At 64.5% G+C, this 25,992-nt stretch carries 28 protein-coding genes; 14 read left to right on the top strand and 14 right to left on the bottom strand.

The genetic code is table 11. The annotated features are described in order from the left end of the window. Positions 1-19: 19 nt before the first annotated feature. The 4 genes from FQ664_RS12970 to FQ664_RS12955 form a co-directional block, all read right to left on the bottom strand. Positions 20-811, bottom strand: coding sequence for a substrate-binding periplasmic protein (locus FQ664_RS12970; protein ID WP_144172260.1), 792 nt, complete (start codon positions 809-811; stop codon positions 20-22). A gap of 166 nt (positions 812-977) precedes the next feature. Further along, positions 978-1,619: a LysE family translocator gene (locus tag FQ664_RS12965; protein WP_144172259.1), complete on the bottom strand. Its 642-nt coding sequence runs from the start codon at positions 1,617-1,619 to the stop codon at positions 978-980. 49 nt (positions 1,620-1,668) lie between these two features. Next, on the bottom strand, positions 1,669-1,869 hold the full coding sequence (locus FQ664_RS12960) for a DUF1289 domain-containing protein (protein WP_144172258.1): 201 nt from the start codon (positions 1,867-1,869) through the stop codon (positions 1,669-1,671). Between the two features lie 8 nt (positions 1,870-1,877). Next, a complete protein-coding gene (locus FQ664_RS12955) occupies positions 1,878-2,195 on the bottom strand; it encodes a hypothetical protein (protein ID WP_144172257.1) in 318 nt (105 codons plus the stop codon). A gap of 315 nt (positions 2,196-2,510) precedes the next feature. On the opposite strand from FQ664_RS12955, the gene FQ664_RS12950 reads away from it, so the two are divergent. Continuing rightward, complete coding sequence (locus tag FQ664_RS12950) at positions 2,511-4,256, top strand: BCCT family transporter (protein WP_144172256.1); 1,746 nt, start codon at positions 2,511-2,513, stop codon at positions 4,254-4,256. Positions 4,257-4,421: 165 nt separating this feature from the next. Here the strand turns inward: FQ664_RS12950 and FQ664_RS12945 are convergent, their stop codons facing one another. Beyond that, on the bottom strand, positions 4,422-4,901 hold the full coding sequence (locus tag FQ664_RS12945; RefSeq protein ID WP_144172255.1) for a VOC family protein: 480 nt from the start codon (positions 4,899-4,901) through the stop codon (positions 4,422-4,424). A 204-nt stretch (positions 4,902-5,105) separates the two neighbouring features. Here FQ664_RS12945 and FQ664_RS12940 point away from each other — a divergent pair, with 204 nt between their 5' ends. After that, positions 5,106-5,756 carry a TIGR04211 family SH3 domain-containing protein gene (locus FQ664_RS12940; protein WP_144172254.1) on the top strand — a complete coding sequence of 217 codons (651 nt, stop codon included), beginning with the start codon at positions 5,106-5,108 and terminating at the stop codon, positions 5,754-5,756. Between the two features lie 126 nt (positions 5,757-5,882). Here FQ664_RS12940 and FQ664_RS12935 read toward each other — a convergent pair whose 3' ends face one another. Continuing rightward, on the bottom strand, positions 5,883-6,803 hold the full coding sequence (locus FQ664_RS12935) for a LysR family transcriptional regulator (RefSeq protein WP_144172253.1): 921 nt from the start codon (positions 6,801-6,803) through the stop codon (positions 5,883-5,885). Positions 6,804-6,927: 124 nt separating this feature from the next. Between FQ664_RS12935 and FQ664_RS12930 the strand changes: the two genes are divergently transcribed. Together FQ664_RS12930 and FQ664_RS12925 are read left to right on the top strand one after the other, a co-directional pair. Beyond that, the gene (locus tag FQ664_RS12930) at positions 6,928-7,662 is read left to right on the top strand and encodes an SDR family NAD(P)-dependent oxidoreductase (protein ID WP_144172252.1); all 735 of its coding nucleotides are present in this window, start codon (positions 6,928-6,930) and stop codon (positions 7,660-7,662) included. Positions 7,663-7,680: 18 nt separating this feature from the next. Then, the gene (locus tag FQ664_RS12925; RefSeq protein ID WP_061551649.1) at positions 7,681-7,887 is read left to right on the top strand and encodes a tautomerase family protein; all 207 of its coding nucleotides are present in this window, start codon (positions 7,681-7,683) and stop codon (positions 7,885-7,887) included. 111 nt (positions 7,888-7,998) lie between these two features. Here FQ664_RS12925 and FQ664_RS12920 read toward each other — a convergent pair whose 3' ends face one another. Next, positions 7,999-8,880 (bottom strand): LysR family transcriptional regulator, encoded by an 882-nt coding sequence (locus FQ664_RS12920; protein ID WP_144172251.1) that lies wholly within the window; start codon positions 8,878-8,880, stop codon positions 7,999-8,001. Between the two features lie 108 nt (positions 8,881-8,988). On the opposite strand from FQ664_RS12920, the gene argC reads away from it, so the two are divergent. Both argC and FQ664_RS12910 read left to right on the top strand, forming a co-directional pair. Further along, positions 8,989-9,930, top strand: coding sequence for an N-acetyl-gamma-glutamyl-phosphate reductase (gene argC, locus FQ664_RS12915; protein ID WP_144172250.1), 942 nt, complete (start codon positions 8,989-8,991; stop codon positions 9,928-9,930). A gap of 79 nt (positions 9,931-10,009) precedes the next feature. Further along, positions 10,010-10,696, top strand: a complete 687-nt coding sequence (locus FQ664_RS12910; protein ID WP_144172249.1) for a GNAT family N-acetyltransferase — start codon at positions 10,010-10,012, stop codon at positions 10,694-10,696. Positions 10,697-11,157: 461 nt separating this feature from the next. Here FQ664_RS12910 and FQ664_RS12900 read toward each other — a convergent pair whose 3' ends face one another. From FQ664_RS12900 to FQ664_RS12880, 5 genes are all read right to left on the bottom strand, one after another. Further along, positions 11,158-11,913 carry an ABC transporter permease gene (locus tag FQ664_RS12900; protein ID WP_110743149.1) on the bottom strand — a complete coding sequence of 252 codons (756 nt, stop codon included), beginning with the start codon at positions 11,911-11,913 and terminating at the stop codon, positions 11,158-11,160. Continuing rightward, entirely contained in the window at positions 11,913-13,118 is a 1,206-nt protein-coding gene (locus tag FQ664_RS12895) for an ABC transporter substrate-binding protein (protein ID WP_144172248.1), read from the bottom strand. The genes FQ664_RS12900 and FQ664_RS12895 overlap by 1 nt, the downstream gene beginning before the upstream one ends. After that, positions 13,105-13,926 (bottom strand): ABC transporter ATP-binding protein, encoded by an 822-nt coding sequence (locus FQ664_RS12890; protein WP_144172247.1) that lies wholly within the window; start codon positions 13,924-13,926, stop codon positions 13,105-13,107. The genes FQ664_RS12895 and FQ664_RS12890 overlap by 14 nt, the downstream gene beginning before the upstream one ends. Next, the gene (locus FQ664_RS12885; RefSeq protein ID WP_144172246.1) at positions 13,923-14,987 is read right to left on the bottom strand and encodes an acyl-CoA dehydrogenase family protein; all 1,065 of its coding nucleotides are present in this window, start codon (positions 14,985-14,987) and stop codon (positions 13,923-13,925) included. The genes FQ664_RS12890 and FQ664_RS12885 overlap by 4 nt, the downstream gene beginning before the upstream one ends. A gap of 99 nt (positions 14,988-15,086) precedes the next feature. Beyond that, the gene (locus FQ664_RS12880) at positions 15,087-15,647 is read right to left on the bottom strand and encodes a carboxymuconolactone decarboxylase family protein (RefSeq protein ID WP_144172245.1); all 561 of its coding nucleotides are present in this window, start codon (positions 15,645-15,647) and stop codon (positions 15,087-15,089) included. Between the two features lie 102 nt (positions 15,648-15,749). On the opposite strand from FQ664_RS12880, the gene FQ664_RS12875 reads away from it, so the two are divergent. Then, a complete protein-coding gene (locus tag FQ664_RS12875) occupies positions 15,750-16,661 on the top strand; it encodes an AraC family transcriptional regulator (protein ID WP_144172244.1) in 912 nt (303 codons plus the stop codon). A 118-nt stretch (positions 16,662-16,779) separates the two neighbouring features. Here FQ664_RS12875 and FQ664_RS12870 read toward each other — a convergent pair whose 3' ends face one another. Then, positions 16,780-17,319, bottom strand: coding sequence for an RrF2 family transcriptional regulator (locus FQ664_RS12870; RefSeq protein ID WP_087501341.1), 540 nt, complete (start codon positions 17,317-17,319; stop codon positions 16,780-16,782). Positions 17,320-17,578: 259 nt separating this feature from the next. Between FQ664_RS12870 and FQ664_RS12865 the strand changes: the two genes are divergently transcribed. After that, the gene (locus FQ664_RS12865; RefSeq protein ID WP_144172243.1) at positions 17,579-18,781 is read left to right on the top strand and encodes an NAD(P)/FAD-dependent oxidoreductase; all 1,203 of its coding nucleotides are present in this window, start codon (positions 17,579-17,581) and stop codon (positions 18,779-18,781) included. A 61-nt stretch (positions 18,782-18,842) separates the two neighbouring features. Here the strand turns inward: FQ664_RS12865 and FQ664_RS12860 are convergent, their stop codons facing one another. Next, positions 18,843-20,249 carry a purine-cytosine permease family protein gene (locus FQ664_RS12860; protein ID WP_144172242.1) on the bottom strand — a complete coding sequence of 469 codons (1,407 nt, stop codon included), beginning with the start codon at positions 20,247-20,249 and terminating at the stop codon, positions 18,843-18,845. A gap of 317 nt (positions 20,250-20,566) precedes the next feature. Between FQ664_RS12860 and FQ664_RS12855 the strand changes: the two genes are divergently transcribed. The 6 genes from FQ664_RS12855 (at position 20,567) to FQ664_RS12825 (ending at position 25,979) form a co-directional block, all read left to right on the top strand. Continuing rightward, a complete protein-coding gene (locus tag FQ664_RS12855; protein ID WP_144172241.1) occupies positions 20,567-21,052 on the top strand; it encodes a flavin reductase family protein in 486 nt (161 codons plus the stop codon). A gap of 75 nt (positions 21,053-21,127) precedes the next feature. After that, positions 21,128-22,168 (top strand): LLM class flavin-dependent oxidoreductase, encoded by a 1,041-nt coding sequence (locus tag FQ664_RS12850; protein ID WP_144172240.1) that lies wholly within the window; start codon positions 21,128-21,130, stop codon positions 22,166-22,168. 335 nt (positions 22,169-22,503) lie between these two features. Beyond that, a complete protein-coding gene (locus FQ664_RS12840; RefSeq protein ID WP_003258678.1) occupies positions 22,504-23,100 on the top strand; it encodes an amino acid synthesis family protein in 597 nt (198 codons plus the stop codon). A gap of 68 nt (positions 23,101-23,168) precedes the next feature. Continuing rightward, positions 23,169-24,002, top strand: coding sequence for an alpha/beta fold hydrolase (locus FQ664_RS12835; RefSeq protein ID WP_144172239.1), 834 nt, complete (start codon positions 23,169-23,171; stop codon positions 24,000-24,002). After that, complete coding sequence (locus FQ664_RS12830; protein WP_144172238.1) at positions 23,999-25,480, top strand: aldehyde dehydrogenase; 1,482 nt, start codon at positions 23,999-24,001, stop codon at positions 25,478-25,480. Before FQ664_RS12835 ends, FQ664_RS12830 begins: the two co-directional genes overlap by 4 nt. A 13-nt stretch (positions 25,481-25,493) precedes the next feature. Further along, positions 25,494-25,979 (top strand): flavin reductase family protein, encoded by a 486-nt coding sequence (locus FQ664_RS12825; RefSeq protein WP_003258675.1) that lies wholly within the window; start codon positions 25,494-25,496, stop codon positions 25,977-25,979. The last annotated feature ends 13 nt before the right edge of the window (positions 25,980-25,992 follow it).

The following is a 25,992-nucleotide window of genomic DNA, read 5'->3' as shown; positions in this document are numbered from 1 at the left end:
AGTTCTAAGAGAGCGGCTGCTACTGCCAACGTTCCAGGTTTTGCTGCAACAGCTGCTCCGGCAGCGCCCCGGCAACGATCTTTTCCATCTCTCGTGCCAGCGCCTCACGCAGCTGCGGCTGGTTGCAGGGCGAGTCATGCGACATCGCCAGGTACAGCCCTTCGCTGGATATCGGCGGTTCCAGCACCTGTACAGTCCCTGCGATACCCAAGGTGCGCGCCAGCGCCATGCCGGGGTACTGCTCGTACACCACGTAATCGCTGCGCTTGTGCACCAACTTCTCGAACGCTTGCCTGGCACCGGGTACCGCTTCGAGGGTGAGGTTGGCCCTGGCGTAGTCATCGAACTGCTGGCCGTGGCTGTTGTTGACCAGCATGCCGCCTTTACGGCCCTTGAGATCGGCCCATCGACGATAGGCAAAGGCATGGTCCCGGTGTACCCAGACCACGCTGGGGGTATGCAGGAATGGCGGGGTAATGAAGTCCATCTGTTGCTGGCGGGCCTTGGTCAGGAAATACCCGGCCATCAGGTCGATCCGGCCCGTGCGCACTTCTTCCTGGGCGCGCGACCACGGCCCGCCGTAGACCACCTCGATTTCCAGCCCCAGTTGCTTGCCCAGGTACTTGAGCAGGTCGGCATTGGCACCGATCAGTTGCTGAGGGTTTTGCAGGTCGCGCCACAGGTAGGGGGGGTATTCCGGGTTGCCGGTCGCAGTCAGCCGCCGGCATTCCTCGTGCGCTACCGCCGCCAGCGGCAGCAGTACCAGGCACGGCAGTAGCAGCAAGGCGTGGCGCAAGCAGCGCTCGATCATCGACAACCCTCGGCACATGTAACATCCGCAGACCCGGAGCAGTGGCCAAAAGCTGCCACATCCTGTGGTCGACTGCAGCATCCCTCTATGCGTGCTAAAGACAGTCTGGACCATGTATGACCATCAGGTTGGCCTTTTATCGGCCAGAAGAGGCGGCCCTCATATTTCAGGCCCCCTGTCGGCGCATCGCAAGGATCGCTGCGCCAAAACCGATAAAGGTCGTGCCCACCACCCGGCTCACCCAGCGCGACAGCGACGGCCGGGTCAGCACGCCCTTGGCTCGCGCCGCCAGCGCGGCATACAGACTCAGCGAAACCAGCGACAACGCGACGAAAATTCCGGTCAGGATCAGGAATTGCGGCAGCAACGCTGCCCCTTGGTCGATGAACTGCGGGAACAGTGCGGTGAAGAACATGGTCGCCTTGGGGTTGGTCACTGCCGTAAAGAAGGCCGACTTGTACAGCTTCAGCGGCGTGGGCCGGACCTTGGCCAGACCATCTGCGGCTCCCTGTGCCAGCATCGGGCTCTTTTTCAGCAATTGCCGCGCCCCCAGGTAGAACAGGTAGCCCGCGCCAAGGATCTTCACGGCATTGAACAGCATTTCGGAACTGGCCAGCAGCGCGCCCAGCCCCAGCATGGCGGCAGCCGACAGGCAGAACAGGCCCGAGCCATTGCCCAGCGACGACCAGATCGCGCTGCGCTGGCCATGGGCCAGGCTGTTGTTGATGGCCATCAGGGTAGCAGGGCCGGGGCTGGCAATCGCAATGGCAGCGACCAGGGTAAAGGCAAACAGCGAGTGAGAATCCATTTCAGGCTCGTCAGACAATCAGGAAAGGCCGCGCGCGGGGCACGCAGGTTCAGCCTGTATTCTGCCGCTTGGCCGCCTTCTTGGCGATAGCCTTCATCCGCGTTGCCGCCCGCTGCACGGTGGCCATCTTCTCGGGGCGCTTCATGCCCCGCCATTTGCGAATTTCGTCACGGCTGCGGCCACAGCTCACGCACAACTCGCTATTGAGCTGGCACAGCGAGACGCAAGGGTTGTCGATATCTTTGGCCATGCCGCCATTCAGCCGGGCATTTCTGCCCGCGCACGCTCGGCGGCGCTGTGGAACACCTGGCGTACTTCCTCGGCCTTGACCTTGCTGACCGACCTAGCAGCCAGCAGCTCGTCAACCACGCGCAAGCCCTGCTCCAGGGCGGTGGCCAGTTGCTCACGGTCGGAGGCGTCAGCGATATCACCCAGATAAGGAGCGATGAGATACACGTAACGGTCCTGCAGCTTGAGCGCTTCCAGCGCGTCGAGGGCTTTCTGGAACCGATCGGCAGCGGCAGGGCTCATGCTCAATTTATCGAAATGAATCAGGCTCACACGGTCAGTGGCCATTTTGACGAATCTCCGTTTCCTGGTACGGCCAGGCCCACAAGCAGCAGCGCTTCTACGCCGCTCGGATGTGCAGGCCCGGGGTATGCCCATCAGGGTACCAGAACGCGAGGCAGAAAGGGCCATCGCCCCCAGAACTAAAAGTATTTGGCAAGTCGCGTAATGGACGCCCCGGGGCGTTATCGGGACAGGAGCCGCCGTTTCGTGCGCAGGATAATCCCGCCGGCAATCTTCTCGCCGAGGCAGTCATCGAACTCGGTCGCCCACACAACTACAAGCCTGCGCCTGCAGGTAAGCCAGAAAGGGGCCTCATCATACATGGCAAAGGAACACATCACCGAAACGCTCGACCTCGGCGTGACGGACCCCTCGAAAACCGCAGAAGCACGCCAGGACCGGCGTTTCGAGGGCAAGCTCGACTGGATCGTCTTTGGTTTCACCAGCCTCCTGGCAATCGCTTTCGTCCTCTGGGGCTTCCTCAACCAGGCCAGCCTCGCCAGCAGCGCCTCCAGCGCGCAATCCTGGGTCATTCTCAACTTCGGCTGGTTCTTCGTGCTCACCTCCAGCCTGTTCGTGGTGTTCGTGCTGTGGCTGGCCGCCAGCCGTTACGGCCGGGTCCCGCTGGGCCGTGATGGCGAACAGCCAGAATTTCGCACGGTGTCCTGGGTGGCGATGATGTTCAGCGCCGGCATGGGCATCGGCCTGATGTTCTTCGGCGTTGCCGAACCGCTGTCGCACTATGTGTCGCCACCCCCTGGGACAGCCACCGGGCAGTCCAGCGAAGCGATGCAGGTGGCCATGGCCACCACACTGTTCCACTGGACTCTGCACCCTTGGGCCATGTACGCCATCGTCGGCCTGGTGATTGCCTATGGCACCTTCCGCCGCGGCCGCTCGCAACTGATTTCTGCCGCCTTCCGGCCATTGATCGGCAAGTATGCCAACGGCCCGCTCGGCCGCCTGATCGACATGATGGCAATCTTCGCCACGCTGTTCGGCTCGGCGGCCTCGCTGGGCCTGGGTGCGCTGCAGATCGCCGGAGGCCTGGAATACAACGGCTGGATCGAAAGCCCCGGCAAGCTGTTCTACATCTCGATCATCACCCTGCTGACCATTGCTTTCGTCACCTCGGCGGTGTCGGGCATCGGCAAGGGCATCCAGTGGCTGTCCAACACCAACATGGTGCTGGCACTGGTGCTGGCGGTGTTCGTGTTCATGGTCGGCCCGACCCTGCTGATGCTCAACCTGCTGCCAACCTCGATCGGCATCTACGTCAAGATGCTGCCGGAAATGATGGCCCGCACCAACGCCAGCGGCGGGGAGCAGATGAACAGCTGGCTGGCCGGCTGGACCGTGTTCTACTGGGCCTGGTGGATTTCCTGGACGCCGTTCGTGGGCATGTTCATCGCCCGCATCAGCCGCGGCCGCACCATCCGCCAGTTCGTCACCGGGGTGCTGCTGGTGCCGAGCCTGGTCAGCCTGGTGTGGTTCACCATCTTTGGCGGCGCGAGTATCGACGCCCTGCGCGAAGGCGCCTTCCAGCTGGCCAATGGTGCGGTCAACAGCAACCACGCGCTGTACCAATTGCTGGACAGCTATCCGCTGGCCTCGGCGACTTCAGTGCTGGTGATGGTTCTGGTGGGTATCTTCTTCGTCTCCGGTGCCGATGCGGCCTCACTGGTGATGGGCACGCTATCGGAGCACGGCACCACCACGCCATCGCGACGCACGGTGATTTTCTGGGGTGCGCTGACCGGTACGGTGGCGGCGATCATGCTGGCAATCGGCGACCCGCGCGACCCCGGCGAGGCGCTGACTGGCCTGCAGAACCTGACTATCGTCGTGGCCCTGCCGTTCGTGGTAGTGATGGTGCTGCTGTGCCTGGCACTGTACCGCGACCTGCGCAAGGACCCGATGATGCTGCGCCACCTGCGCGGCAACGAGCTGATCGAAAAGGCCGTGCTGTATGGCGCGGTGAAGCATGGCGAAGAGTTCTACATCGTGGTGCAGGAGAAGAAGGCTTCGACCAAGGCGGCGGCAGAGGCCGAAGTGAGCGGCAACTGAGGCCAACCAGAGGAAGCTGGGGCCGCATTGCGGCCCATCTCCGGCAAGCCAGCGCCTCAAGGAACTGCACATGACTCATTGAATCAGCAGGCCCCCATGGGAGCGGGCGTTCCCGCGAACACCGGCGCAGCCGGTGCCCGCCACCGCGTTGAAAACGGACTTGCATCAGCCCTTCAACGCCGCCTCGATCTGCGCCACATCGATCTTGCCCATCTGCATCATGACGTCGAACGCTCGCTTGGCCGCCGCCCGGTCGGGGTGGCCAATGGCTTCGATGAGAATGCGCGGGGTGATCTGCCACGAAATCCCCCATTTATCTTTGCACCACCCGCAGACGCTGGCCTCGCCGCCGTTGCCGACAATGGCATCCCACAGGAGGTCGGTCTCGGCCTGGTCCTCGGTACTGACCTGAAACGAAAAAGCCTCGCAGTGCGTGAAGGCCTTGCCGCCATTGAGCCCCACGCAGGGAATCCCCATCACACTGAACTCCACGGTAATCACGTCACCTTGCTTGCCGGATGGGTAGTCAGCGGGAGCCTGGTGCACGGCAATCACTCTGCTATCAGGGAAGATGCTGGCGTAAAAATTCGCTGCCGCCTCAGCATCGTTGTCGTACCAGAGGCAAATCGTGTTCTTGGCAGTCATGGTCTTGCTCCATGAAAGAGTGTGAGCCTTTGAGTCTAGCCCGGCGTTGCCGGTTGAAGCCTTGCAACATCCTGCAGACATTTCCGATATCAGGTAGTGAACCTGCTGACAAAAAAACGGTCTTTCGCTGACGGTCAACTCACCGACCGGTTCATCGGCCCAGTCACCGGGCCTACTTTTGTCCTGTTTCAGCGAAGACCCAACATGCCCGATTCCCGCCCAACTGCTTCCGCCCTCACTGCCCTGCGCAGCGGCCTGATCGCCGCCCTGGTGGCCCTTGTCGCACCGGTGCACGCCGAAGAGCCTGCCAGCGATGCACGCTGGGTCAGCGACAGCCTGAGCACCTACGTGCGCAGCGGCCCGACCGATGGCCACCGCATCGTCGGTACGCTCAAGTCGGGGCAGAAGCTGACCCTGATCGGCAGCCAGGGCAACTACAGCCAGGTGCGCGGGCAGAACGGCGATGTGGTGTGGATTCTCAGCAACGACCTGCAGTCGGTGCCAGGCCAGAACGAGCGCCTGCCGCAGCTCGATGCCCAGGTCGCGGACCTGACCGGGCAGTTGAAGAACATCGACGACAGCTGGAAGAACCGCGTGCAGGGCATGCAGGAAACCCTCGATTCGCGCAAGAAGCTGATCGACGAACTGGAGGCGCGCAACAAGGCGCTCAACGAACAGCTCGACCAGAGCCAGTCGAACCTGCGCGATACCCAGGCCCGCCTGGGTGACGAGAACAAGCAGGTGATGATGCGCTACATGGTGTATGGCGGCAGCATTGCCGGTGCAGGTTTGCTGGCGGGGCTGATCCTGCCGTCGCTGACCCGCGGGCGCAAGAAGAACGATCGCTGGTTCTGACGACGGCGCCAGCCTGCGCAGGCCCCTTCGCGGGTAAACCCGCTCCCACAGGTGCAGCGGCGCAGCCAAGAGCGGTGACATCCCTGTGAGAGAAGCATTGTTGCCCAATGCCGGCAGCGCGCCGCTTCAGCCCAACGGCAGGCCGGCTTGCGCCAACAGGAAATCGATGAACACCCGCACCCGCAGCGGCATATGCCGGGCCTGGGGATAGATCAGCATGAACGGCCGCGAGGTGCCGCCAAACTCAGCGAGCACTTCCACCAGTTCGCCACCGGCCAGTGCGTCCTGCACGGTAAAGCGGTAAGCCTGCATCAGCCCGCCGCCATGACGCACCAGCGTGACGGTGGCGAGGAAGTCGCCCAAGCAGGTGAACGCCCCCTGGGTTTCGATCTCCACCTCCTCGCCATCCTGGCGAAAGCTCCACGGCGGGCGGCGACCACTGCTGGGCAGTTCGAACTGGATGCACTCATGGTGCAGCAAGTCGTGCGGTGTTTGTGGCGTGCCGGCACGGGCCAAGTAGCCCGGGGTGGCCACCACCACCAGTTCGGCATCCTCCAGGCGGCGCGCTACCAGCCGTGAATCGGCCGGCTCGCGACCACGAATGGCCAGGTCGAACGGTTCCTCGGCAAAGTCGACGTTGCGGTTGCTGACATGCACATCCACCTGCACCTTCGGGTAGCGCTGGCGAAACCGCGGCAGCAGCGGCAACAGCCGGTGGTGGGCATAGGGCGTGGGCGCACTGATGCGCAGGCGGCCGCTCGGTTCGACCTGCCCGCCGGTGACCTGGCGCTCGGCCTCGACCAACTGCCCCAGCGCCTGCCGGCATTGCTGGTAATAGGCCTGGCCCGCTGCGGACAGGCGCATCTGCCGGGTGGTGCGGACGAACAGGCGCACGCCCAGGCGCTCTTCCAGGCGCGCCACGCTGCGGCTGACCGCCGCCGGGGTAACGCCGGCCTCCGTGGCCGCAGCAGTGAAGCTGCCGCTGTCGGCGGCCAGGCAGAACAGTTCCAGGCTGCCCAGTTGCAGGTCATCGAAATGGCGGGTCATGACGGCTCGATTGATTACATGATGTATCGATTGAAATGCCCCGCGCCTCATTTTTCAAGTGCTGGTAGCAACCTACAGTGGCTCCACACCGAGCCCATGGCTCACTTCACTGGAGATCATGCACATGAACACGCCACGCACCGTCATCATTACCGGGGCCTCCAGCGGCCTGGGTTTCGCCCTGGCCGAGGCCTTCCTCGAACGCGGCGACAACGTGATCGGCAATGCCCGCAGCCAGGCCCGCCTGGAGCAAGCCGCCGCCCGCCTCGGCAACCCTTCACGCTTCATCGGCGTAGCTGGCGACATCGCCGAGCCGAGCACGGCGCAGCGCCTGTTCACCAGCGCTGAACATGCCTTTGGTGGGGTCGACCTGCTGATCAACAACGCCGGCATCTTCATTGCCAAGCCGTTTGTCGAGTACAGCGAAGCGGATGTCGACGCCCTGGTCGGCACCAACCTCAAGGGTTTCTTCTACCCGGCCCAGGAAGCGGCGCGGATCATGACCCGGCAAGGGCACGGGCAGATCATCGCCATCACCGCCTCCATCGCCTTGCAACCGGACACCCGCGTGCCGGCCCTGCTGCCGGTGCTGGTCAAGGGCGGCCTGAACCAGGCGGTGAAAGGCCTGGCGCTGGAACTGGCAGCCAGCGGCGTGCAAGTGAATGCGGTGGCACCGGGGATCATCGATACGCCACTGCACGGCGGCAATGTGCAGGGGCTGGGCGCGTTGTCACCCAGTGGCCGCACCGGCTCACCGCAGGATGTTGTGGATGCGGTGCTGTACCTGGCCGACTCACGCTTCGTCAGCGGCGTGATCCTGCCGGTGGATGGCGGTAGTACCGCTGGCACCTGGCATTGAACAGGGGAGCGAGCAACCATGCCCTATGTCCATATTCGCGTGACCGATGAAGGGGTGAGCGCTGAGCACAAGCGCCAGCTGATCGAACAGACCACCCGCATGCTGCAGCAGGTACTGGGCAAGCCGCCGGCCAGTACCTTTGTGGTGATCGAGGAAGTGCCGACCGATAACTGGGGGGTTGGCGGGGAGACTGTGACCGCGGTGCGGGCCCGAGAGCGGGGTTGAAGCCTGGGGCCGATGTGTGGCGCGATCGCCGGCAAGCCAGCGCCCTATGTTCTGGCTTGTGGGAGTCCGGTGGGAGCTGGCTTGCCGGCGATCGGGCTGCGCAGCAGCCCCCTACTGGCGCAACCGCTGCAACGCCTGCAACACATACCCCGTGGCCCGCTCCACCTGCCCTTCCCGGCAGGCAATGCCCAATTGCCGCCACAACCCCGGCCGCAGCGGCCGGCGGGCAATGCGCCGGTCGAGCTCGGCCGCCTCCCCCTCCTGCGGCAGCAACGTCGCCCCATACCCGGCCCCGACCAGGCTCTTGATCGCATCGTTGTAGTTCAGTTCAATGCGCGGCTCGGGGTACAACCCCGCTGCCGCAAACCATTCCCCGGTCACCCGCGACAGCTGGGTGCTGCTGTCATTGAGGATCAACGCCCGCTGCGCCAGCCAGGCCGGCGTGACCTTGGCCGGCGGCTGCCAGTCGGCCGGCACGTAGGCCAGGATCGGGTCGCGCCGCCAAGGGCTAACGGTAAGCCCTTTTCCGACCACCTGCGGCAAGGCCACCAGGCCGATATCCAGCGTGCCCTCGCGCAAGCGCGTCAGCGAGGCCCGGGAGGTCAGCACCTGTACCTGCACATCGATGCCCGGGTGCGCCGTACGCAGGTGCTCCAGCGCCTGCGGCAGCAGGTGGGCAATGGCACCGGTGGAAGCGCCCAGACGCACCCGCCCGGTCAGGCCTTCAACTTGCCGGCGCACTTCGTCCAGCGCCAGGTCGGCGTCGGCCAGCAGGCGGCGGGCACGGGCCAGCAGGGTTTCGCCGATGGCCGTGGACTGCACCTGGCCGCGGGTGCGGGTAAGCAACGGGGCGCCGATGCGCGCTTCCAGCTCGGCCACGTGCAGGCTGATGGTAGGCGGTGCCAGGTTGAGCTGGCGGGCGGCTTCGGCAAAGGAGCCCAGGTCGGAGATGACCACCAGGGTGCGGAGGCGATCGAGGCTGATTTCGCGCATGGGCCAAACTCATTCAGAAAAGATGAATATATCGATCATCATATTCAAATTTTCTTTACCACAGCCACAGGCGAGCATAGGCCACCCCTCCTCGACCGGACTTTGACCATGCACACCCCTGTTGTTTTCATCGACGGCGACCAAGGCACCACCGGCCTGCAGATCCATGCCCGCCTGCAAGGCCGCAGCGATCTGCACCTGCTGACCCTGCCCGAAGCCGAGCGCAAAGACCCGCAACGCCGCCGCGAGGCGATCAACAGCGCCGACATCGCCCTGCTGTGCCTGCCCGACGATGCCGCCCGCGAGGCCGTGGCGGCGATCCACAACCCACAGGTGCGGGTGATCGACGCAAGTTCCGCTCACCGCACCACCCCAGGCTGGGTCTATGGCCTGCCGGAGCTCGACGAGCAGCAAGCCGAACGCATCGCGCACAGCAAGCGTGTCAGCAACCCCGGCTGCTACCCCACCGGCGCCATCGCCCTGCTGCGCCCACTGGTCAAGGCTGGCCTGCTGCCAGCGGATTACCCGCTGAACATCCACGCCATCTCCGGCTATTCCGGAGGTGGCCGCGCCGCAGTCGAACGGCATGAACAGCCCGGCACCGGCAAAACCCCGGCCCTGCAACTGTATGGCCTGGAACTGGCGCACAAGCACGTGCCGGAAATCCAGCAGCACGCCGGGCTGTCGGCGCGGCCGATGTTCATGCCCGGCTACGCTGCTTACCGCCAGGGCATCGTGCTGAGCATCCCGCTGCAGTTGCGCCTGCTGCCCGGCCAGGTCAGCGCCGAACAGCTGCAGGCTTGCCTGGAGCAGCACTACCAGGGTGCCCGCCACGTCCAGCTGATGCCCCTGCATCAGCACGGCGCAGCGGCGAACCTCGACCCCGAGGCGTTGAACGACAGCAACGACCTGCGCCTGGCGCTTTACGCCAACCCGGAGCATGGCCAGGTGCTGCTGACCGCAGTGTTCGACAACCTCGGCAAAGGAGCCTCCGGCGCGGCAGTGCAAAACCTCGACCTGATGCTCGGTGCATTACAGCTACAAGGCTGAGCGGCAAAACCGGTTAGACTGTACAGCCCGCGCCTGCACGGCGCGAGCTGACTATCTACCCGCCGGAGCCCGCCCCCCGATGTTCATCCTGAGCCGCCTCGACAGCGTGCCGCCTGAATCTTTCCAGAACCAGATCCGCGAGCTGGTGATCCACCACGTCGGCGAACTGAGCAGTGTCGCCATCAGCGCCGACAACCCGCTGTACCCGCTGTACCAGTACGGCGTCGGCATGGAGGTGCACCAGTACCTGCAAGCGCTGGACGGCACCCGCGGCCTGGCCGTGGCGCTGACCCTGGCGCTGGATGCCGAGGCACCGGACCAGTTGCTGGGCTTTGCCCTGTCGCTGCTGGCCGAGGACGATCAGCAGGCGTGCGCCCTGGCGTTCCTGGCCGTGCGCGCCAGCCATCGCCGCCAGGGCATCGCCCGCGCCCTGCTGGGCGACCTGCAGGCACGCCATGCCTGCGTCGAGCTGAATGCCTTTGCCAGCCAGGTGCCGTGGTTCGAGGCGATGGGCATGCAGGTGGTGGCCGCCAATGGGCCGCAGGTGCTGATGAGCAGTACCGGGCAGGCTAGCGGCGCACTGATCGGGCGGCTGGATATTGCGCCGATCTACCAGACCGCGGAAGTGATGCAGATCCATACCTACCTGCTCAACCAGCAGGGTGAGGATGCGATGATCGAGGCGGAACAGATGCGTGATGAGCGGCTGGACGAACTGACCGCCCAGGCCCAGGAGTGTGTACGGCAGCGCAAGACCGTGCATTGATCCAAGGGCCTGTTCGCGGGCGCGCCCGCTCCCACAGGGGTATCACAAGGCCAAAGGGCGGTAGGGTGCCTGTGGGAGATGGCCCAGCCCTTTGGTCTGCGCTGTCGCATAGAGAACTGAATTCGCAAGCGGTCCGTGCATCCTGTGGGAGTGGCTTTAGTCGCGAAGAATCCAACGCGGTGCATGGCACCGGCTGCGCCGGTGTTCGCGGCTAAAGCCGCTCCCACAGNTGTGGGAGATGGCCCAGCCCTTTGGTCTGCGCTGTCGCATAGAGAACTGAATTCGCAAGCGGTCCGTGCATCCTGTGGGGCTTTAGTCGCGAAGAATCCAACGCGGTGCATGGCACCGGCTGCGCCGGTGTTCGCGGCTAAAGCCGCTCCCACAGGGGCCCTGCTAATTCAACGAGTTATGTGCAGTTCTATGAGAGCGGGCAAGCCCGCGAAGAAGCCCCCACTGGCCCTTCAGCCATGCACCCAACGCCGATGCAGCCCACGCGCCAGGGCATCCAGCACAAACCCCAGTACCCCGATCAGCAGCACCATTGCCATCAGCTCGGAATACGCCAGCCGGTCACGGGTATCGAGGATGAAATACCCCAGCCCCGCACTCACCCCGAGCATTTCGCACGGCACCAGCACGATCCACAAAATGCCGATGGCCAGGCGCACGCCGGTCAGCACGTGGCCGATCACCCCGGGCACGATCACCTTGCACAAGGTCTCCCAACGCGTGGCACTCAAGCTGCGGCTCAACTGCAACCAGCGCGGGTCCAGTTGCCTCACCCCGGCCGCCGTGTTCAGCAAGATCGGCCACAACGCGGCAAACGCCAGCAGGAAGTAGATGGGCTGGTCCCCCACGCCCATCAGCATCACCACCACCGGCATCCACGACAGCGGCGAGATCATGCGCAGGAACTGGAACGCCGGCGTGGTCGCCGCCTCCAGGTGCCGGTAGCTGCCCACCAGCAAGCCCAGCGGCACCCCGATCAGCAGCGCCAGCAGCAGCCCGACCAGGATACGCTTGAGGCTGACCCAGATATGCCCATAGACCTCGCCCTGCCCCAGCAACTCGACCAGGCTTGCCAGGGTCGCCGCCGGCGAAAAGCGCGCCGACAGACCATCGGCCTGGCCGAACACCGCGACACCGGCCCACCACAACAGCAACAACCCCAGCAACCCGGCCAGCCCCAGGCCAGCATGAACGACATGCGTGCGCATCAGACCGCGAACTCCTCGCTACGCTCGAAATTGTCAGCGATGCCGAACACCGACGGCCCGCCAACGGTAGCGATGGCGTTGCGCACGAAGCGGTCGTCGACCAGGTCGCGGGCGGTCTGTGCCGGGTCCAGGCCGGCAAGGAACGCATTGTCGCCCTCGATCAGGGTGGTTTTCAGGCGCTTGACCAATTCTTCGGTGTAGCTGGGGAACGGGTATGGCTGGAAATCGATGCGCTTTTCGTCCCACTGCTGGTGGCGAATGGCGCCACTGGCAATATAACCGGCACGGTCCTCGGCAGCCGGTGCCAGCACTTTGCTGAGCACTGCGGGTTCATGCGGGGTGTACTTGTTGGGGCCGGCCTTGGACAACAACGCGGCGGCCTCGGCGCGGTGATCGCGGGTCCAGTGCTGGGCCTTGACGATGGCGTTGACTACCTTCTGCGACCACTGCGGGCGGTTGTTCAGGTCGTTCTCGTGCATGAACACCACGCAGCAGGCGTGGTTGCGCCACACATCGCCGGTAAAGCGCTGCACGCGGCCAACCTTGAGGTTCTCGGCCAGGGCGTTGAATGGCTCGGCGACGATATAGCCAGCGATACGCTTGCTGGCCAACGCCGGCGGCATGTCGGACGGTGGCAGCACCAGCAGGTTGACTTCGTTGCCGGCCAGTGGCGCATTGGCCGGTTTCGACACCGGGGTCAGGCCGTTGTCGTCGAGCATCTGCTGCAGCACCACGTTATGGATGGAGTACCAGAACGGGATGGCCACGGTCTTGCCACCCAGCTGTTTCATGTCGCTGATGTCCGGGGCCACGGTCAGGCCTGAACCGCCCACGTGGTTCCAGGCCACCACCTTGGCCGGCACCTTGCTGCCGTAGCGGGCCCACACGGTCATCGGCGACAGCAGGTGGATGACGTTGACCTGGCCGGAAATGAACGCCTCGATCACCTGCGCCCAGCTGCGCAGCAGCACCGGGCGCTCGGCCTTGATGCCTTCGGCCTCGAACAGGCCGTTGTTGTGCGCCACCAGCAGCGGCGTGGCGTCGGTAATCGGCAGGTAGCCGATACGCACCGGCGCGTCCGGCTCGACAGCGGCACGGGCCTGCAGGCTCGACAGCAGCGGCAGCGCACCGGCGGCCGTGAGCATGGCGCCAAGCTTGAGGAAATCGCGACGCGAAGAAGAGGAACAGCAGTCATCCATGCACATGGACAGCCTCCGACGGCAAAGGGGTTGGAGTAGGTTCGACTGTGCGGCTTGCCCGCCGAAGGGTTTTGAGGATTTCGATGCGCAAGGCGCCCAGTTCCTCGACCCGCTGCGTCCGTGGTTGCGGCAGGTCGATGTGCCACTGGCCGAGGGTGTGCGCTGGGTGGTTGCCCAGTAGCAGGACCCGGTCGGACAGCAGCAAGGCTTCGTCGATATCGTGGGTGATCAGCACCGCCGCCGTGTTGTGGGTAGCGATCAGTTGCAGCAGCAGTTGCTGCATGTCGGCCCGGGTCACTTCATCCAGCGCGCCGAACGGCTCATCGAGCAGCAGGACTTCGGGCTGGCGGGCCAGGCAGCGGGCCAGCGCGGTGCGCTGGGCCATGCCGCCGGACAACTGCGCCGGGTACTGGCCGCGGGCATGGGCCAGGCCCACGGCGGCAATCGCATGGTCGATGCGTGCGCGCCGTTCGGCAGCGGCCAGTCTGGGCTGGCGGGCGAAGTCCAGGCCGAAGGCGACATTCTTCTCCAGGCTCAACCAGGGCAACAGGCTCGGGTCCTGGAAGGCCACCGCCAGGCGTGGGTGCGGACCGTGCAGCGGCTGGCCGTGCAGGGTCACGCTGCCACCGCGGGGCTGCTGCAGACCGGCCAGCACCCGCAGCAGGCTGGACTTGCCGACCCCGCTGGGGCCGAGGATGGTCACTACTTCGCCCGGTGCCAGTTGCAGGTCGAACTGCGCCAGCACCGCCTGCCAGCCAGCCCCGCGGGGGTAGCCCAGGCTGATGTCGCGGGCTTCGAGCAACACTGGGCTCATGCCGCGCCCGCCTGGCGTTGCAGTTCGGCGCGCAGTTGCACCAGGCTGGGCGTGACGATCGGCACGAAGGCCGACTCGCGCCAGCGACGGGCAAAGCCTTCACCGTACTCGCTGAGGTAGGCCTTGCCACCACTGGCCTGCAACTCCAGTTGCACGGCGTCGGCAGCGCTTTCGGCCAGGGTAATGCGCAGCTTGAACAAGGCGGCCGGCTGCTGCTGGAAACGGCCATCGAGCAGGCCCTGCTTGAGCTCGCTCACGGTGTTTTCCAGGCGCTCGCTGAGCACCTGGCGTGCTTCGTCGAGGAACGAGGCACGGCCATGCAGGTGTGCCTGCACTTCCGCCAGCGCCCGCCGCGCCAGGCCAATGGCCATGCCGCATTGCAGCGCCAGGAACGCCGGGCGTACCCGAGGCAGGAATTCGCGGGCATTCTCGTGCAGTAACCAGCCACGCTGCAATTGCACCTGGTGGAAGGCCAGTGCCGCAGTGTTGCTCGACTGCAGGCCCATCAGTCGCAGGTCGTCGGAGCGCTCCAGGCCCTGTGCGTCGGACGGAATGGCCAGCACGAACGGCGCACCACCGGCTTCGTCTTCGATAGCCGCAGCTACCACAAAGCCGCTTTTGCGCAGGTTGGTCACCCAGTGCAGGCGACCTTCCAGGTGCCAGCCATCGGCTGCCGGGCGGCCACGCACCTGCAACGCTTCGATGCCGGACAGGAACTTCATGGCATTGGACAACCCGGTGGCGCCGGCCAGTTCGCCAGTCAGCAGGCGCGGCAGCAGGCGTTCGCGCAGGGGCTGGTTGGGGCTGTGCAACAGGTATTCGATGAAGGCGCGCTGCCCCCAGCAGACGAAGGCCGCTGCCAGCGAGCGGCTGGCGATCGCGGCGATGGCCTCGACCGCGTCGCTCACCTGCCCGCCCGTGCCGCCCTGGGCCGGCTCGATACCGATGCGCAGCAGCTGCGATTCGGCGATTTGCGCCAGCACCAGCTGAGGCTCGCACTGGCCCCGGTCAATGGCCTCGGCATTGGCATCCAGCCAGTGTCGAAATGCACAATCTTGCATGGTCTTGCTCCTTTTAGGACGCCGGGGCCGCTTTGCGGCCCGTTCGCGGCGCAAGGCCGCTGCTGCAACGACCGCATCATGGCCGCTGTCATATACGAGCTATGCAGAAGGTTGCCAGCGGTACTTGCCAAGCTCGTCGTTGAGCGGCGTCTGGGCGAACACATTAGCAAAGTTGCACAGGGTTGCGAGGCTCACGCCCAAGATCACCTCCAGGGCGTTGCCTTCGCTGAAGCCGACTGCGCGGAAGGCCTGAAAAGTGGCCTCGCTGACATTGCCACGGGTGGCGATCACTTCGCGGGCGAACGCGGCCAGGGCTTCATAACGGGCATCGGGCAGCTCGCCACGGGCACGCAGGGCATCGACCACCTCCTGTGGCAGCTTGGCCTTGTTCAGGGCCACCGCCGTGTGGCCGGCCACGCAGAAGTCACAGCCATGCTGGGTGGCGGCAATCAGTTGCACCACTTCGCGCTCGGCCAGGCTCAGTTCGGATTTGCCGTTGAGTGCCGAAACGGTCACGTAAGTTTCCAGTGCCGCCGGGGCATTGGCCAGCACGCCCAACAGGTTGGGGATGAAGCCGGAATTCTTCTGGGCGTTCTCGAGGAACGGGCGGGCCGCTTCCGGGGCGCTCTGCAGCGTGTGTAAAGTAATGCGCGAGGACATGGAGTGGTCTCCTTTGATGGGTGTCACTACAGTCTGTTGGTTATAAGAACTACCCTCCATATTCATCAGTCGCCTTTCCTTGCTCTTGAGTCTTTGCATTAGATGATTTCGTCCAGCTGCCTTGTCGATTGGTTATTAGAGGGCCTGGAGCTCGATGCCAGCCTGTTCCATGTGGGCCGCTACTGTGGCGGCTGGCACGCCAGCACCCAAGGCATGGGCCGGGCCAGCTTCCACCTGGTGGTGCAGGGGCATTGCTGGCTGCACATCGACGGGCAACCCGAGGCACTGCGCCTGGAGGTCGGCGATGCGGTGTTCCTGCTGCGCGACTTCGGCTATCGCCTGGCCAGCGAGCAGGACCCGGCCAGTGCCTGCGCCCAGCCGCGCCAGCGCATGCAGGCCATCGACGCCGAGGCAGTCGATGGCGTGGGGTTGGTGTGTGGTTTCTTCCACTTCAAACCGGGCTTGTCGGCGCTGATCGTCGACGGCCTGGCCGACTGGATATTGCTGCGCGCCGATGAACCGGCCGGGCATGCGGCGCGGGCACTGTTCGAGCTGATTTTGGAGGAATGCCGGCGCGCCGCCGGGCCGTCGCAGGCGTTGCTGGAGCGGCTGACACACTTGTTGTTCCTGTATGCGCTACGCCAGCAGGTGCATGCCGGGCAATCGCTGGGCGGGCTGGTTGCCCTTGCCCGGCAACCGGCGTTTGCCGGGCTGCTGGAGCAGTTGATCGAGCAACCGGGGCAAGCGTGGACGCTGGAAAGCATGGCCGCCTGCACCAGGTTGTCGCGGTCGGCGTTTTTCAAGCGTTTCAATGAACTGGCGGGGCAGTCGCCAGGGCAAGTACTGCTGGCGTTGCGCATGCGCCATGCCAGCCAGTTGCTGCGGGCGGGGCATACCGTGGAGCAGGTGGGGGCGCAGGTGGGATATCAGTCGGTGGCGGCGTTTACCCGGGCGTTTGCCAAGGCGGTGGGGATGCAGCCGGGGGCGTATCGGCGGCAGCATGAAGGGCGCTGACCTGCACTGGCCTTTTCGCGGGTAAACCCGCTCCCACAGGGGTATCACAATCTCTGAAACTTGTGGGGTACCTGTGGGAGCGGGTTCACCCGTGAAGAGGCCGGTACAGGCAACCGATTCAGACCTGACTGACCGGAATATCCCCTGCCCCTTTACCCTCCCGCCGCTCGCCCATCCAGGCATTGACCTTCTGCCCGAACTCGGCCGGCGCCTTGCGCCCGAACCGCCGCGCCAGATCGAGGATGGTCTGCTGCGCCAGGGCCTCTTCCATGCGCTTCTGCGCACCCAACATCACCGCATGGATCGCGCAGGTGCCCTCGGTCGCCCAGCCCGGCGGCGCACCCTCGAACAGGCTGCAACGCTCGCGAACTTCGCGGCAGTCGAAAATCTTCTTCGGTCCGTCGATGGCATTGACGATATCCAGCACGGTGATTTCATCCGACGGCCGCGCCAGTCGGAAGCCTCCGCGCACGCCCTCGGTGGCAGCCACCAGCCCGGCACGGGCCAGCTTGGTGAAGACCTTGGCCAGGTACTCCTGAGGCACCCCCTGCAACTCCGCCAGGTCGCGCACGCTGGACTCGCGCGAATCGCCCCGCTCGTCCACCAGGAACAGCAGGCAATGGATACCGTATTCAACGCCAGCACTGTAGAGCGACATATCTATCTCCGACCAGTCTTGTCGCAAATAATACGCCCGATGCAGCTGCGCCGCAAAGCGGGCAGCTACCGCCGATCGGCCTGCCTCGTCCATTCACCCCAGTGAATACGGCTATTCAAGCCAGAAACCGGTGACATGAAGTATCGCCCTCCTGACGAAAAGACTTGCGCATACAAACTACGACCAATAAAGTCGTAGTTATTCGAGAGGCATACAACCTGCCCTCGAAGACCCTCTTCGAACCTTGCGGAGCACCTTCATGAAATCGAACATCCTCATCATCGGTGCCGGCTTTGCCGGTGTCTGGAGCGCCCTGAGCGCCGCGCGCCTGCTAGACCAGGCCCGGCGCGCCGACATCAGCATCAGCGTCCTCGCGCCACAGCCTGAACTGCGCATCCGCCCGCGTTTCTACGAGGCCGACGTGCACGGCATGAAGGCCCCGCTGGGCGAGCTGTTCGAAGCCGTGGGCATTCGCTTCATCCCGGGCAACGCCGACAACATCGACACCGACGGGCGCAGTGTCAGCTACACCGACGCCCAGGGGCTCCGCCAATCGATCGCCTACGACCGCCTGATCCTCGCCGCCGGTAGCCAGGTCGCACGCCCGGCGGTGCCTGGCCTGGCCGAACATGCATTCGATGTCGACCAGATGGAATCGGCGATGCGCCTGGAGCAGCACCTGGTCGGCCTGGCCACCCTGCCCACTTCACCGGCACGCAACACTGTGGTGGTCTGCGGTGGTGGCTTCACGGGTATTGAAACCGCTACGGAAATGCCTGCCCGCCTGCGTGCCATCCTCGGCGCCAATGCGGCGTTGCGGGTGGTGGTGGTCGACCGCGGTGCGCAAATTGGCGCGGCACTGGGCGCGGGTATCACGCCGCCGATCGTCGCTGCCTGCGAACAGGCCGGGGTCGAGTGGAAGGCCGGGGCCTCAGTGGTGGCCGTCGATGCCGGTGGCGTTACCCTGGACAACGGCGACCATATCGCCAGCAACACCGTGATCTGGACCGTTGGCGTCAAAGCCAGCCCGCTGACTGCACAGGTTTGCGGCGAACGCGACAACTTCGGCCGGCTGAAAGTGGACGGCCACCTGAAGGTGCTGGGCCAGGACCATGTGTACGCCACGGGCGACACCGCCTGGGCCGCGGTGGACGAACTGGGCAATCACGCCCTGATGACCTGCCAGCACGCCATTCCCATGGGCCGTCACTGCGGCAACAACGCCGCGGCCGACCTCCTTGGCCTGCAACCGGTGGTGTATCGCCAGCCCAAGTACGTCACCTGCCTGGATCTGGGCGAATGGGGTGCGGCGTACAGCGAGGGTTGGCAGCGCGAACTGAAACTGCATGGCCAGGAGGGCAAAGACCTCAAGCGCCAGATCAACTCGGTGTGGATCTATCCGCCAGCGGCTGATCGCACCCTGGCCCTGGCCGCTGCCGACCCGTCGATCGCCATCGCCTGACGCAATGGTCTCTGAACTGCCGGGGCCACTTTGTGGCCCCAATTACTGCAGCAGTTTTCTATCAGTCACTGACACTCACGACCCGCCCCGCCTTCTCGGCAGCCTTGCCCCGAGTCGCCAGGCAGTAATACAGCGGCACCGTCACCAGCAAGCCGAACAGCCACGACAGGTCAGCCCCTTCGACGATACTGGAATACGGCCCCACATATAGCGACGTATTGGCAAACGGCAGCTGCACCAGGATGCCGCAGGCATAGGCAATGATCGCGTGGTGGTTGTAGCGGCCATAGATGCCGCCGTCGGCACTGAAGATCGAGGTGATGTCGTACTGGCCCTTCTTGATCAGGTAGAAGTCGATCAGGTTGATCGACGCCCACGGCACCAGCACCAGCAGCAGCGCCAGGATCAGGCCGATGAACTGGCCGATGAAGTCCGCCGAGGCATTCAGCGCCACCATGCCGCAGCCCACCAGAATCACCGAAGCCAGCACCACCCGCACCTTGATGCTCGGCGTCCACTCGGCGGCGAAGGTCTGGATCGCGGTGACGATCGACAGCACCGCGCCATACAGGTTGAGGGCGTTGTGGCTGATGATGTTGAGCAGGAACAGCACCATCAGGATCGGGCCCAGCCAACCGGTGGCCTGCTTGACCGCATCCATCGCATCGGTGCCTTCCGGCACGCACAGCACCGCCACCGCACCAAAGCTGAAGCACAGGATGGTGCCCAGGGTCGCGCCGAAGTAGGTGGCCCAGAACGGCTTGGCAATGCCCACTTCACGCGGCAGGTAGCGCGAGTAGTCGGAGGTATACGGCGAGAAGCTGATCTGCCAGATGGTACCCAGCGACACGGTGGCGATGAAGCCCGACAGGTTGAACGCGCCACGGCTGAAGAAGTCGGCCGGCAGCTCCCGGGCGAACATCATGATGAAGCCGGCCAGCAGCGCCGACCCCATCACCCAGGTACCGATGCGGTTGAGGATGTGGATGAAGCGGTAGCCGATCACGCCAATGGCGGTGGCACTCAGCGCACCGATCACGATCGCGCCGGGCATCGGCACGCTCGGGGTGATGCCGTGGATGGTCTTGCCCGCCAGGACGATGTTGGAAATGAAGAAGCCGACATAGATCAGCGCGGTGAAGAACACGATCAGCAAAGCGCCATAGCGGCCGAACTGGCCACGGCTCTGCACCATCTGCGGAATGCCCAGTTGCGGTCCCTGCGCAGAGGCAAGGGCAATGACCACGCCCCCGAGCAGATGGCCCAGCACGATGGCAACCAGGCCCCACAACAGGTTCAGGTGGAACACCTGGACCACCATGGCGCCGGTGACGATGGGCAGTGGCGCAATGTTGGTACTGAACCAGAGGGTGAACAGGTCACGCGCCTTCCCATGGCGCTCGGCAGGTGGAACGTAATCGACCGTGTGATTCTCGACAAACTGGTGTTGCGACGACGGTTGGGACATAGGACTCAGCTCGAAAGGTCATTTTTATCTTTGTAAGGAAACCGCATCCAGGCGGCCTCTCAGCTGCAGACCATATTATGGTATTCCAAACTTTTGACAACACTGATCCGCTGGAAAACCCGCCCACTGATCCGCTTGCGCACCCCATGCGACAAACCGTCTCACCGCTCAAACCCCCGTTATTCGTGGGCTTTAGCCGTTCATCGCGCAATACCCGTGCTTGAAAATTCCGCTTGCAAAATAGGTATTACGGTATACCATCAGACACATCAACGATAAAAACCGCGGACCACCGCAGCCCTTTCGAGGTACACCAGATGATTGACGCAACCGTCTACAAGCACGTCCTGGGCTCTTTCCCGTCCGGCGTTACCGTCATCACCACCCTGGACGACGACGGCTCGGTCGTCGGCCTGACCGCCAGCGCCTTCTCCTCCCTGTCGATGGACCCGCCGCTGGTGCTGTTCTGCCCCAACTACAGCTCCGACTCCTACCCTGTGCTGATCAGGCAGAAGCGCTTCGCCATTCACCTGCTGTCCGGTGAACAGCAGGCCGAGGCCTATGCCTTCGCCAGGAAGGGCAAGGACAAGGCCAGCGGTATCGAGTGCTCCCTGAGCGAACTGGGCAACCCGATCCTGGCCGGTGCCACCGCTGTGATCGAATGCGAACTGTGGCGCGAATATGAAGGTGGCGACCACGCCATCATGGTCGGCAAGGTGCACAACCTGATCGTCCCTGCAGAGGCGCCACGTCCGATGGTGTACTGCCGCGGCAAGATGGCCAGCCTGCCGGCCTTTGCCTGAAGCCTATTCTGAATCGAGACCGCTGGTGCCGACCCTGCCAGGTGCCAGCCCCTTTCAAGCGTTGAGGAAAGCCCCATGAAATTTTCGTTGTTCGTGCACATGGAACGTTGGGATGAACAGGTCAGCCACCGCCAGCTGTTCGAAGACCTGACCGAACTGACCTTGATGGCCGAGAACGGCGGTTTCAGCACCGTGTGGATCGGCGAACACCACGCCATGGAGTACACCATTTCGCCAAGCCCGATGCCGCTGCTGGCCTATCTGGCTGCACGCACCGACAAGATCCGCCTGGGCGCCGGCACCATCATCGCGCCGTTCTGGAATCCGATCCGCGTGGCCGGCGAATGTGCCCTGCTCGACGTGATCAGCAAGGGCCGCATGGAAGTGGGCCTGGCTCGTGGCGCCTACCAGTTCGAATTCGACCGCATGGCAGGTGGCATGCCGGCCACCGATGGCGGCAAGGCCCTGCGCGAAATGGTGCCGGTGGTGCGCAAGCTGTGGGAAGGCGACTACGCCCATGATGGCGAAGTGTACAAGTTCCCCACGTCCACCAGCGTGCCGAAACCTTACAACGCCGTACCGCCGATGTGGATCGCCGCCCGCGACCCGGACTCGCACAACTTCGCCGTGGCCAATGGCTGCAATGTCATGGTCACCCCGTTGATGAAGGGTGACGAGGAAGTGCTGGACCTGAAGAACAAGTTCCAGGCTGCCCTGGACAACAACCCGGGCATGCCGCGCCCGCAACTGATGGTGCTGCGCCACACCCACGTGCACAGCCCGGCCGAGCCGGAAGGCTGGAAAGTCGGCGCCCAGGCCATCTCGCGCTTCTATCGCACCTTCGATGCCTGGTTCGGCAACAAGACCACCCCGGTCAACGGTTTCCTCGAGCCAAGCCCGGAATCGAAGTTCGCCGAAGTGCCGGCGTTCGAGCTGGAGAACATCCGCAAGAACACCATGATCGGCACCCCGCAAGAGATCATTGCGCGTATCAAGTATTACCAGGAGCTCGGCGTCGACGAGTTCAGCTTCTGGTGCGACAACAGCCTGCCCCACGCCGAGAAGAAGAAATCGCTGGAGCTGTTCATCAAGGAAGTGGTGCCTGCGTTCGCCTGAATTCCCATCGCCTGAAACATTGCGGGACGCAGCCCGCTCACGTGGGCCCCTGTGGCCCGCGTGAGCGGGCTTTTTTTGGGGATTGATCCGTTGCCTGTACCGGCCTCTTCGCGGGTGAACCCGCTCCCACAGGTATGGCGCAGACCATGAAACCTGTGGGGTACCTGTGGGAGCGGGTTCACCCGCGAAGAGGCCGGTACAGAACGCCACAAAAAACCCGATACACAGCGCCTTTCGTCCCCTCGCAAGAGAAATTTCCAGCCACCTCTTGCACAACAAATATTATGGTATACCATCAGACAACAAGAACTGATAACCCTCACCAGGAGCCACCCATGAGTTTCGAAATCCGCAAGATCGTCACCTACTCCGAAGAGACCCGCATCGAAGGCGGCAAGGCCACCGACAAGCCGGTGACCATGGTCGGCCTGGCCGTCGTGATCAAGAACCCATGGGCCGGGCGCGGTTTCGTTGAAGATCTGAAGCCGGAAATCCGTGCCAACTGCTCGGACCTGGGTGCCCTGATGGTCGAGCGCCTGACTGCTGCCATCGGCGGCGCCGACAAGATCGAAGCCTACGGCAAGGCCGCAGTCGTAGGCGCCGACGGCGAAATCGAACATGCCTCGGCGGTAATCCACACCCTGCGCTTCGGCAACCACTACCGCGAAGCGGTACAGGCCAAGAGCTACCTGAGCTTCACCAACAAGCGCGGCGGCCCGGGCACCTCGATCCAGATCCCGATGATGCAGAAGGACGACGAAGGCCTGCGCTCGCACTACATCACCCTGGAAATGCAGATCGAAGACGCCCCGCGCGCCGATGAAATCGTCGTGGTCCTGGGCGCCTCCGACGGCGGCCGCCTGCACCCGCGCATCGGCAACCGCTACATCGACCTGGAAGAACTGGCTGCCGAAAAAGCCAACGCTCAATAACAACAACCAAGACGGGCCGGGGCGTGGCGTGCTTACCCGCCGCGCCCGACCTTCAAGGAGCGCCCTCCATGATTCAGCCTGTCGCTGAACGCACCTCCGCCGGCACCAGCTACCTGTCCGTCGGCCAGGGCCACCCCGTGGTACTGATCCACGGCGTGGGCTTGAACAAGGAAATGTGGGGCGGTCAGTTCGTTGGCCTGGCCAACGACTACCGCGTCATTGCCTACGACATGCTCGGCCACGGCCAGAGTGCCCTGCCGGCCGCCGACATCGGCCTGGAAGGCTATGCCGCCCAGCTCGCCGAACTGCTCGACCATCTGCAGATTCCGCAGGCCACGGTGATCGGCTTCTCCATGGGCGGCCTGGTGGCCCGGGCGTTCGCCCTCAACTACCCGCAGCGCCTGGCTGCACTGGTAGTGCTCAACAGTGTGTTCAACCGCACCCCCGAGCAGAGTGCCGGTGTTATCGCCCGCGCCGCCCAGGCGGCACAGCTGGGCCCCGACGCCAACGTCGACGCCGCGCTCGACCGCTGGTTCAGCCGTGAATACAAGGCTGCCAACCCGGCGCAGGTCGCCGCCATTCGCCAGGTGCTGGCCAGCAACGATCCGCAGGGCTACCACACCACTTATTCGCTGTTCGCCACCCAGGACATGTACCGCGCCGCCGACCTGGGCAGCATCCAGGTGCCGACGCTGATCGCCACCGGCGAACTCGACTCGGGCTCCACCCCGGCCATGACCCGCCAGCTCGCCGCCAGCATCCCTGGCGCGCACAGCGTGGTCCTCGCCGAACAACGACACATGATGCCGGTGGAAGCACCGCGTGAAGTCAACAAGATGCTGCTGGACTTCCTCGCGCAAGCCCGCACCCTCACCGAATCCGCCAAGGGGATTGTTGCATGACCCTCGTTCGTTTCCAGATGTGCATCGACGGCCAATGGCGCGATGCCCAGAGCGGCAAGACCTTCGACAGCCTCAACCCGGCCACCGCCCAGGCCTGGGCGCAACTGCCCGACGCCGACGAAGCCGATGTGGAGCTGGCCGTGCAGGCCGCCCAGCGTGCCTTCGACAGCAAGCAATGGCGCAGCATCAGCGCCACCGCGCGCGGCAAACTGCTGCGTCGCCTGGGTGACCTGATTGCCGAAAACAAGGAACACCTGGCCCAGCTGGAAAGCCGTGACAACGGCAAGCTGATCCGCGAAACCCGCGGCCAGGTCGGCTACCTGCCAGAGTTCTTCCACTACACGGCGGGCCTTGCCGACAAGCTTGAAGGCGGCACCCTGCCGCTGGACAAGCCCGACCTGTTCGCCTACACCGTGCACGAGCCGATCGGCGTGGTGGCCGGGATCATCCCGTGGAATAGCCCGCTGTACCTCACCGCAATCAAACTGGCTCCGGCCCTGGCCGCCGGCAACACCATCGTGCTCAAGCCGTCCGAGCACGCCTCGGCGACCATCCTCGAACTGGCCCGCCTGGCCCTCGAGGCCGGCTTCCCGGCCGGTGTGGTCAACGTGGTCACCGGCTACGGCCCCAGCACCGGCGCGGCGCTGACCCGCCACCCGCTGGTGCGCAAGATCGCCTTCACCGGCGGCGCCGCCACCGCCCGCCACGTGGTGCGCAGCAGCGCCGAAAACTTCGCCAAACTGTCGCTGGAGCTGGGCGGCAAATCGCCGAACATCATCTTCGCCGACGCCGATCTGGACAGCGCCATCAACGGCGCCGTGGCCGGCATCTATGCCGCCTCCGGGCAAAGCTGCGTGGCCGGCTCGCGCCTGCTGGTGCAGGACGAGATCTTCGACGCGTTCGTCGAGCGCCTGATCGCCCGCGCCAAGCGCATCCGCATCGGCAACCCGCAGGACGACGCCAGCGAAATGGGCCCGATGGCCACCGCGCAACAGCTGGCCGTGGTCGAAGGCCTGGTGGCCGCGGCCAAGGCCGAAGGCGCCAAGCTGCACATGGGCGGCAAGCGTGCCGAGGTCGAGGGTGACGGCTGGTTCTACGAGCCGACCCTGTTCGAGTGCGACAGCAACTCGATGACCATCATGCAGGAAGAGGTGTTCGGCCCGGTTGCCGCGGTAATCCGCTTCAAGACCGAGGAAGAGGCCCTGGCCATCGCCAACGACTCGCAGTTCGGCCTGGCCGCCGGCATCTGGACCCGCGACCTGGGCCGTGCCCACCGCCTGGCCCGCGACGTGCGGTCGGGGATCATCTGGGTCAACACCTACCGCGCCGTGTCGGCCATGGCACCGATCGGTGGTTTCAAGAACAGCGGCTACGGCCGCGAGAGCGGCATCGATTCGGTGCTGGCCTATACCGAGCTGAAGACCGTGTGGATCAACCTGTCCACCGCGCCGATGCCCGACCCGTTTGTGATGCGCTAAGAGGTAGCACGAGATGATCGAACCAGGCATCTACAAAGACGTGATGGGCTCCTTCCCGTCCGGCGTCACGGTGGTCACCACCCTGGACGCCGACGGCGGCATCGTCGGCATCACCGCTAGCGCGTTCAGCGCGCTGTCGATCGACCCGGCGCTGGTACTGTTCTGCCCCAACTACGCCTCCGACACCTACCCGATCCTGCGTGACAGCAAGCAGTTCGCGATTCACCTACTGTCCGCCGACCAGACCGCCGAGGCCTATGCCTTCGCCGGCAAGGGCAAGGACAAGGCCAAAGGCATCGACTGGCACCTGAGCGAGCTGGGCAACCCGCTGCTGGCCAAGGCCACGGCGATCATCGAGTGCGAACTGTGGCGCGAGTACGACGGCGGTGACCACGCGATCATCGTCGGAGCGGTGAAAAACCTGGTGCTGCCGGCCGAGCCGGTGACCCCGATGGTGTACCACAAGGGCAAGCTGGGCGCCCTGCCGCCATTGGGCTGAGAGACTTCATTGG

This window comes from Pseudomonas persica (assembly GCF_900291015.1).
In the GTDB taxonomy this organism is placed as follows: Bacteria; Pseudomonadota; Gammaproteobacteria; order Pseudomonadales; family Pseudomonadaceae; genus Aquipseudomonas.
The sequence above is the reverse complement of the archived record's forward strand: the minus strand, read 5'-3'. Positions and strand labels throughout refer to the sequence as shown.

Bases quoted from the DNA above. Each gene is read 5' to 3' on its own strand.
- FQ664_RS12970 (WP_144172260.1), bottom strand. From the start codon at position 811: ATGATCGAGCGCTGCTTGCGCCACGCCTTGCTGCTACTGCCGTGCCTG.
- FQ664_RS12965 (WP_144172259.1), bottom strand. From the start codon at position 1,619: ATGGATTCTCACTCGCTGTTTGCCTTTACCCTGGTCGCTGCCATTGCG.
- FQ664_RS12960 (WP_144172258.1), bottom strand. From the start codon at position 1,869: ATGGCCAAAGATATCGACAACCCTTGCGTCTCGCTGTGCCAGCTCAAT.
- FQ664_RS12955 (WP_144172257.1), bottom strand. From the start codon at position 2,195: ATGGCCACTGACCGTGTGAGCCTGATTCATTTCGATAAATTGAGCATG.
- FQ664_RS12950 (WP_144172256.1), top strand. From the start codon at position 2,511: ATGGCAAAGGAACACATCACCGAAACGCTCGACCTCGGCGTGACGGAC.
- FQ664_RS12945 (WP_144172255.1), bottom strand. From the start codon at position 4,901: ATGACTGCCAAGAACACGATTTGCCTCTGGTACGACAACGATGCTGAG.
- FQ664_RS12940 (WP_144172254.1), top strand. From the start codon at position 5,106: ATGCCCGATTCCCGCCCAACTGCTTCCGCCCTCACTGCCCTGCGCAGC.
- FQ664_RS12935 (WP_144172253.1), bottom strand. From the start codon at position 6,803: ATGACCCGCCATTTCGATGACCTGCAACTGGGCAGCCTGGAACTGTTC.
- FQ664_RS12930 (WP_144172252.1), top strand. From the start codon at position 6,928: ATGAACACGCCACGCACCGTCATCATTACCGGGGCCTCCAGCGGCCTG.
- FQ664_RS12925 (WP_061551649.1), top strand. From the start codon at position 7,681: ATGCCCTATGTCCATATTCGCGTGACCGATGAAGGGGTGAGCGCTGAG.
- FQ664_RS12920 (WP_144172251.1), bottom strand. From the start codon at position 8,880: ATGCGCGAAATCAGCCTCGATCGCCTCCGCACCCTGGTGGTCATCTCC.
- argC (WP_144172250.1), top strand. From the start codon at position 8,989: ATGCACACCCCTGTTGTTTTCATCGACGGCGACCAAGGCACCACCGGC.
- FQ664_RS12910 (WP_144172249.1), top strand. From the start codon at position 10,010: ATGTTCATCCTGAGCCGCCTCGACAGCGTGCCGCCTGAATCTTTCCAG.
- FQ664_RS12900 (WP_110743149.1), bottom strand. From the start codon at position 11,913: ATGCGCACGCATGTCGTTCATGCTGGCCTGGGGCTGGCCGGGTTGCTG.
- FQ664_RS12895 (WP_144172248.1), bottom strand. From the start codon at position 13,118: ATGTGCATGGATGACTGCTGTTCCTCTTCTTCGCGTCGCGATTTCCTC.
- FQ664_RS12890 (WP_144172247.1), bottom strand. From the start codon at position 13,926: ATGAGCCCAGTGTTGCTCGAAGCCCGCGACATCAGCCTGGGCTACCCC.
- FQ664_RS12885 (WP_144172246.1), bottom strand. From the start codon at position 14,987: ATGCAAGATTGTGCATTTCGACACTGGCTGGATGCCAATGCCGAGGCC.
- FQ664_RS12880 (WP_144172245.1), bottom strand. From the start codon at position 15,647: ATGTCCTCGCGCATTACTTTACACACGCTGCAGAGCGCCCCGGAAGCG.
- FQ664_RS12875 (WP_144172244.1), top strand. From the start codon at position 15,750: ATGATTTCGTCCAGCTGCCTTGTCGATTGGTTATTAGAGGGCCTGGAG.
- FQ664_RS12870 (WP_087501341.1), bottom strand. From the start codon at position 17,319: ATGTCGCTCTACAGTGCTGGCGTTGAATACGGTATCCATTGCCTGCTG.
- FQ664_RS12865 (WP_144172243.1), top strand. From the start codon at position 17,579: ATGAAATCGAACATCCTCATCATCGGTGCCGGCTTTGCCGGTGTCTGG.
- FQ664_RS12860 (WP_144172242.1), bottom strand. From the start codon at position 20,249: ATGTCCCAACCGTCGTCGCAACACCAGTTTGTCGAGAATCACACGGTC.
- FQ664_RS12855 (WP_144172241.1), top strand. From the start codon at position 20,567: ATGATTGACGCAACCGTCTACAAGCACGTCCTGGGCTCTTTCCCGTCC.
- FQ664_RS12850 (WP_144172240.1), top strand. From the start codon at position 21,128: ATGAAATTTTCGTTGTTCGTGCACATGGAACGTTGGGATGAACAGGTC.
- FQ664_RS12840 (WP_003258678.1), top strand. From the start codon at position 22,504: ATGAGTTTCGAAATCCGCAAGATCGTCACCTACTCCGAAGAGACCCGC.
- FQ664_RS12835 (WP_144172239.1), top strand. From the start codon at position 23,169: ATGATTCAGCCTGTCGCTGAACGCACCTCCGCCGGCACCAGCTACCTG.
- FQ664_RS12830 (WP_144172238.1), top strand. From the start codon at position 23,999: ATGACCCTCGTTCGTTTCCAGATGTGCATCGACGGCCAATGGCGCGAT.
- FQ664_RS12825 (WP_003258675.1), top strand. From the start codon at position 25,494: ATGATCGAACCAGGCATCTACAAAGACGTGATGGGCTCCTTCCCGTCC.